Source organism: Segniliparus sp. (assembly GCF_051660745.1).
GTDB lineage: Bacteria > Actinomycetota > Actinomycetes > Mycobacteriales > Mycobacteriaceae > Segniliparus.
Window position 1 is genome coordinate 24,349 of the sequence record NZ_JBOFQF010000014.1, and the last position, 6,000, is coordinate 30,348.

The 6,000-nt window shown below is 69.6% G+C and carries 5 protein-coding genes and 1 tRNA gene; 5 read left to right on the top strand and 1 reads right to left on the bottom strand.

What is annotated here, in order from left to right:
- Window positions 1-33: 33 nt before the first annotated feature.
- The 4 genes from ACRC20_RS03895 (at window position 34) to ACRC20_RS03910 (ending at window position 5,174) form a co-directional block, all read left to right on the top strand.
- On the top strand, window positions 34-969 hold the full coding sequence (locus ACRC20_RS03895; protein ID WP_438685027.1) for an ACP S-malonyltransferase: 936 nt from the start codon (window positions 34-36) through the stop codon (window positions 967-969).
- Between the two features lie 82 nt (window positions 970-1,051).
- Complete coding sequence (locus ACRC20_RS03900) at window positions 1,052-2,368, top strand: phthiocerol/phthiodiolone dimycocerosyl transferase family protein (protein ID WP_438685028.1); 1,317 nt, start codon at window positions 1,052-1,054, stop codon at window positions 2,366-2,368.
- 108 nt (window positions 2,369-2,476) lie between these two features.
- Window positions 2,477-3,787 (top strand): phthiocerol/phthiodiolone dimycocerosyl transferase family protein, encoded by a 1,311-nt coding sequence (locus ACRC20_RS03905; RefSeq protein ID WP_438685029.1) that lies wholly within the window; start codon window positions 2,477-2,479, stop codon window positions 3,785-3,787.
- Window positions 3,788-3,917: 130 nt separating this feature from the next.
- Complete coding sequence (locus ACRC20_RS03910; protein WP_438685030.1) at window positions 3,918-5,174, top strand: phthiocerol/phthiodiolone dimycocerosyl transferase family protein; 1,257 nt, start codon at window positions 3,918-3,920, stop codon at window positions 5,172-5,174.
- A gap of 71 nt (window positions 5,175-5,245) precedes the next feature.
- On the opposite strand, the gene ACRC20_RS03915 is transcribed toward ACRC20_RS03910, so the two are convergent.
- Window positions 5,246-5,317: transfer RNA gene (locus ACRC20_RS03915), tRNA-Gln, on the bottom strand.
- Window positions 5,318-5,560: 243 nt separating this feature from the next.
- Between ACRC20_RS03915 and ACRC20_RS03920 the strand changes: the two genes are divergently transcribed.
- The gene (locus ACRC20_RS03920; protein WP_438685031.1) at window positions 5,561-5,938 is read left to right on the top strand and encodes a hypothetical protein; all 378 of its coding nucleotides are present in this window, start codon (window positions 5,561-5,563) and stop codon (window positions 5,936-5,938) included.
- Window positions 5,939-6,000: the final 62 nt, after the last annotated feature.

The following is a 6,000-nucleotide window of genomic DNA, read 5'->3' on the forward strand; positions in this document are numbered from 1 at the left end:
GGCAACGAGCACAACGAAGAAAGCGAGCGAACCATGTACCGGTATATCGTCACCTCTCCGGGGCAAGGTGTGCAAAAGCCGGGCATGCTCGATCCCTGGCTCGGCCTGCCGTCGGCGCCCGGCCTTGTCGCCCGCTGGTCCGAGCTCATCGGCGGCGACCTCGTCGCGGCCAGCAGAGACGAGGCCGCCCTGCGCGACACCGCAGTGGCGCAGCCGGTCATCATCGCGGCGGCTTTGCTCTCGTTGCGCCTCGTGCGGGAAACGATCGACATCTCCGGCGAGCACGCCCTGTTCGCAGGCCATTCGGTCGGCGAGCTCGCCGCGGCGGCAGGCAGCGGGTACCTCAGCGACGACAGCGCGCTGGTCCTCGCCGACGCGAGGGGCCGCGCGATGTCGCTGGCATGCGCGACCTCGTCGACCGGCATGGCCGCTGTGGTCCCGGCGAAACGCGCGGGCGCGTCGGACGAAGAGATCCAGGAGAAGACGGCGGCTGCCGGGCTGAGCGTCGCGAACCACAACGGCAGCCATCAGTTCGTCGTCGCGGGGCCGCTGGCCGCCATCGAGGAGTTCGAGGCCTCGCGACCGGACGGCATACGGATCATGAAGCTGGACGTGGCGGGGGCCTTCCACACCTCGGCGATGGCAGCCGCGACGGCCCCGTTCGCCGAGGCCGTGGCGAGCTGCCCGGTATCCGCGCCCTCGTCCCCGATGCTCGGCAATCGCGACGGCGCTGTCGTCGCAGGACCCGAGGATCTGCGAGAGCGCCTGGTCGCGCAGATCAGCTCTCCGGTCAGATGGGATCTGTGCTCGGCGACGATCACGGCCGCCGCCGACGCGGACACGGTCTTCCTCGAACTGGCCCCGGGCGGCACGCTGACCCGGCTCGTCGAGCGGTCCGGCGCAGGACTGCGGACAGTCTCGCTGCGCACGCCGGAGGACGTGGCGCAACTGTCCGGCCAATTCGTGTGACGCATTGGCCGGACCCGCCGAGATCCTGGACGAACCCCCTGGCAATGCCTCAGAACCCGCAGCCGCAACGAGAGGGCGCATCATGACACACGCGACGCACGGCCAGACGAGCACGGCCCCGGCGAGCACAGGTCGAGCGGGCACAGCGCCGCCGCAGGACGTCGTGCGGGCGCTGAGCCCCTCCGAGGCCGTGTGGGCCCAAGGATCGGGGAAATACTCGGGGTACCCCTCCGTGCTCCTCTCCGGGACGTTGGAGCTCGGCGCCCTCGACGAGGCGTTCGCCGAGCTCCAGCGCAGGCAGGAGTCCCTCGGCTCGGTCGTGCGCACGACCGGGCCTGCCGTCGAATTCGTCCGGACGACCCGCCCCCCGGCCCGGATCAGGGTCTTCGAGGGCGAGGACCCCTCTATCCGGCCGACCGGGCGCGGCGCGGCGTTCGACCAGACCGAACAGCTGATGTACGTGGACGTGGTCCCCGGCGAGGACCGCACCCGCGTGACGTTCTTCTTCCACCACGCCATCGCGGACGGCTCCCACCTCTCCGCGCTGTTCGAAGAGTTCTGGAGCCTCTACACCGCCCGAGTCCAGACCGGCGGCTTCCCGCCCGCCGAGGTCCAAGCCTTCCCCCAATCCGGGGAGCACTACCTCAACCGCCGCGAATACCCCGGCGCGAGCTCGGGGAGGACAGAGGCCGCCGCCATCGCCGACCGTCCAGGTCCACAGCCTCAAGCCACGCCCATCGCGGAGCCCGAGCTGCCCGCGCGCGTCCGGCTGGGCAAAGCCGACACCGCAGCCCTCACCCGCCTCGCCCGCGCCGAGGGCCTCTCGGCCAACGCGCTCCTCTCCGCCGTGCTCGTCCACGGGCACATCCGCGCGGGCGACCCCGTCTCGCTGTGCTTCTACCCGGTGGACCTGCGCAAACGCATCACACCGCCGGTGGAGCCCGTCGAGGCGACCAACCTGGTCCGCGAGTCCTTGTTCCACTTCGACGAGGCAGGCCCGGATATCATCGCGCTCGCCCGCAAGATCCAGGACCAGCTCGCCAAGGACCTCGCCGACGGGACGATCTACCAAAACGACCTGAGCGGGGTGCTTGCCCAGCTCGTGGGCAAGGAGTTCAGCAGCATCCTGCACCCTTCGAACTTGGGGCGGGTCCGAGTCCCGCTGCTGCCGGAAGGCCTCGCCATCGTCGACTTCCAAGGCTATTGGCCGCCGAGCCCCGAGAAGCTCGACCTCTCGGCCCTCTTCGGCAGGCCGGTCACCCTGACCACCTATCTCATCAATTGGTTCGACGGGCAGCTGAACGCCGACTTCATCGTCGGCGACCACGGGCGGAGAGCCGCGATCCTTTCGAGCGTCGAAGCGGAGCTCCGCGCGGCGGCGCGCCCTTATCTGGAGTAAAGCCTCGTGGAAGCGGCCTTGCGACAGCCCTGGCCGCGCGGGCGGAGCCTCCACGGCGTTCGTCCGCGACCAACAGCATCATCGAGAACCGACAAGGAGACACACGACATGACGAGCAGCACGACGAGCCCGGCGCAAGCCGGGGAGGCGACGCGCGCCGCCGGGGGGCGCATCCGGACGTTGAGCCGACTCGAAACGTTCTACGTCTTCGGGTCCGGGCAATTCACCGGGGGCTCGGCGCTCGTGTCGGGCGAGCTGGACCTCGAAGCGCTCGACGAGGCGTTCGCCGAGCTGCAGCGCAGGCACGAGGCCCTTCGCGCCGTGGTGCGCAAGGCGGGCCCGGTGCCCGAGTTCGTCTGGACGGACCGGCCCCCGGCCCGGATCAGGGTCTTCGAGGGAGAAGACCCCCGCACCCGGCCCACCGGGCAGGGCGCCGTGCACGACCAGGCGGAACAGCTGTCGTACGTGGACGTGGTCCCCGGCGGAGACCACACGCGCGTGAGCTTCTTCTGCGGCCACACCGCCGCAGACGGCACCCACGTGTCCGCGTTGCTCGCCGAGCTCTGGGGCCTCTACACCGCCCGAGTCCAGACCGGCGGCTTCCCGCCCGCCGAGGTCCAAGCCTTCCCCCAGTCCGGGGAGCACTACCTCAACCGCCGCCAGTACACGGGCTCGGACCCGAATGCCCTCGCGCCCGAGGCCCCGAGCGAGTCGACGTGGAACGAGCCGCTCCTGTTCGGCGAGAACCCGCCTCCCCGCTCGAGCCCCGAACTGTCCGAGCTGCGGCGGTTGGGCAAGGCCGACCGGGGAGCCCTCGCCCGCCTCGCCCGCGTCGAGGGCGTCTCGACGAACTCGCTCGTCGCCGCCGCGCTCATTCGCGCCCATGTCCGTGCGGGCGAGGCACCGCCGCTCTGCATCTACCCGGTCGACCTTCGCGAGCACGTCGTCCCGCCGGTCGGTTCCACCGAGGCGACGAACCTGCTCGGCAGAGCCTACTTCGGCGATGTCGAGACCGGCCCCGACCTCGTCGCGCTCGCCCGCAGGATCCAAGACAAGCTCGCCGGGGACCTCGCCGACGGGACGATCTACCAGAGCTGGATCAAGACAGAGCCGGACCCGCTCTTGTTGGACAAGGCTTTCGGCTGCGTCCTGCTCCTCACCCACGCGGGGCGCCTCCGCATCCCGCCGTTGCCCGAAGGCCTCTCGCTGGTCGACATACAGCCCTGCTACTCGTTCGCGTTCGGGAAAGACATGTACGCCACCGTCTTCGGCCGCGAGTACACGGGCTATGCGGTCGACGCGGTCGACCAGCAGCTGCGGATCGGGCGTATCGCGGGAAAGTTCGACAAGAACGCGGAAATACTCTCGTACGCCGAAGAGGAGCTCCGCGCGGCGATCTCCCCCACGTCCGCGGAGTGACGAACAGCCCCGCGCGGACAGGATTCCCCCTGTTCCCCGGCCAACCCGCGCTGCCGCCCTTCCCGGTATGCGCCGCCCCAATCCAACACTGCCCTGATCCAGCCCAGCCCAGATCCAAGGAGACCCAAGCATGACGAACACGGCGCACGACGACGAGGAGCGCTACGTCCCCGGCGCGGCGGTCCGGGCCATGAGCCCCTCGGAGGCGTTCTGGACCCTCGGCTCTTTGGGCTTCATGGGATTCACCGTGCTCGTGTCGGGAAGGCTCGACCTCGAAGCGCTCGACCAGGCGTTCGTCGAGCTGCAGCGCAGGCACGAGACCCTGCGCGCCGTCGTCCGCAAAGCCGTCCCGACCCCCGAATTCGTCTGGCGGCCAGGGCCCCCGGCCCGGCTCCAGGTCTTCGAAGGAGAAGACTCCGGCGCGCAGTCCACCGGGCACGAAGCCGTGTTCGACCAGACCCAGCACGTGGTGCATCTGGGCGTGATCCCCGGCGAGGAGCACACTCGCGTGACGCTCTTCCTATTCCACGCCCTCGTGGACGGCGCCCCGGCGCTGGCCCTCCACACGGAGCTCTGGAGCCTCTACACTTCCCGCGTCGAGACCGGCGGCTTCCCGCCGGACCATATCCAAGCCTTCCCCCAACCGGGCGAGCACTACCTCAACCGCCGCGAATACCCCGGCGCGAGCCCGAGGCAGGAAATCGCGCAACTGCCGCCCCTGCAGCTCCCCGACGTCCAGGCACGTCCCGCCCCGCTGGCCGACCGGCTGCGGCTGAGCCAGGCCGACACCGAGGCCCTCGCCCGTTTCACCAAGGCCGAGGGCGTCTCGGCCAACGCCCTCATCTCGGCGGCCCTGATCCGAGCGCACATCCGCGCGGGCGAACCCGCGCCGGTGTACGCGTTCAGCGTCGACCTCCGAGAGCGCGTCGCCCCGCCCGTCGGCGCCCTTGAGGCGACCAACCTGGTCGGCCTCGCGTTCTTCGACGACACCGAGGCAGGCCCCGGCCTCGTCGCGCTCGCCCGCAAGATCCAGGACCAGCTCGCCAAGGACCTCGCGGACGGGACGGTCCATCAGAACGACGCGGGGCGCGCCCTGCCCCGCCTCGCGGTCCAAGCTTTCGACAGCATCGTGCACTCGGCCAGCTGGGGACGGATTCCGCCGTTACGGCTGCCCGACGGCCTCGCCGCGCTGGACTTCCAATACGCGGGGCTGTCCGACCCTGTCGCAGCCGCCGCGACCTCCAGCTCGGGCCGGCTGTTCGCCCGATACGTGATCAGCTGGTTCGACGGCAGGTTGCGGGTCGAGCTCACCAACAGCCGCCCGAACAGCGCCCAGCTGCTCGCCCTCGTCGAGGAGGAGCTGCGCGGCGCGATCCAAGCCGCCTAGCCGCGCCGAAGAAGCCATCCGCATGCTGGCTTCGCGAAGAAACGCAGGTCAGCGGCGCGAACAACGCTTTGTTCCGCCACCAGGACTCGAACCTAGACAAACAGAATCAAAATCTGCGGTGCTGCCAATTACACCATGGCGGAGTGGGATGGACCCGGTGAAAAAGCTTAGCATCTGCGCGGTACTCCCGCGACAGCTTCCGAGGACACGGGCGGGCGAATTCCCCATACACGGAGCCTCCATGCTTAGCTTTCACTAAACACGCATTTGACCTGCAAGGATACTCAATATTCGCCATGTGTCGCGGCGAATCGCCTATACTAGAGATGGCTCGCATGCAAAAACCCGCATGCGACGCGAAAAGAGAAACACAGAAAGGAACCACCATGGTTTCCACTGCGAAGATCGCTCCTTTTGCCATTCTCGGCCTGATCGGCTTGTATCCGGCGGCCCTCGCCGGAGCGCAAACCGATCCCTCCCCCCAGGCCACGCACTACGCGGGATCCGTCCTCCTCAAAGCCGACCCGGACGACAACGGCCCCGGCGATGACAACGGCCCTCCCACCTCTGGCGGCGGCTCCGCCCCCGACGGCAGCCGCGGCTACGGCGGCACGCAGGGCGGCGGCGGATGCAACGCCCAGGGCGCATGCGGCCACGGCGGTCCGCAGGGCGGCAGCGGCTCCATCCCCGGAGTCGGCCACGGCTACGGCGGCCCGCAGGGCGGCGGCGGATGCGTGAACGGCATCTGCGTCCACATCCCGTGACGCGCTGAGCGCTCGATGCAGAAGGGCCGTTCCCCTCTCCGCCCATTGCGGCGGGGGGAACG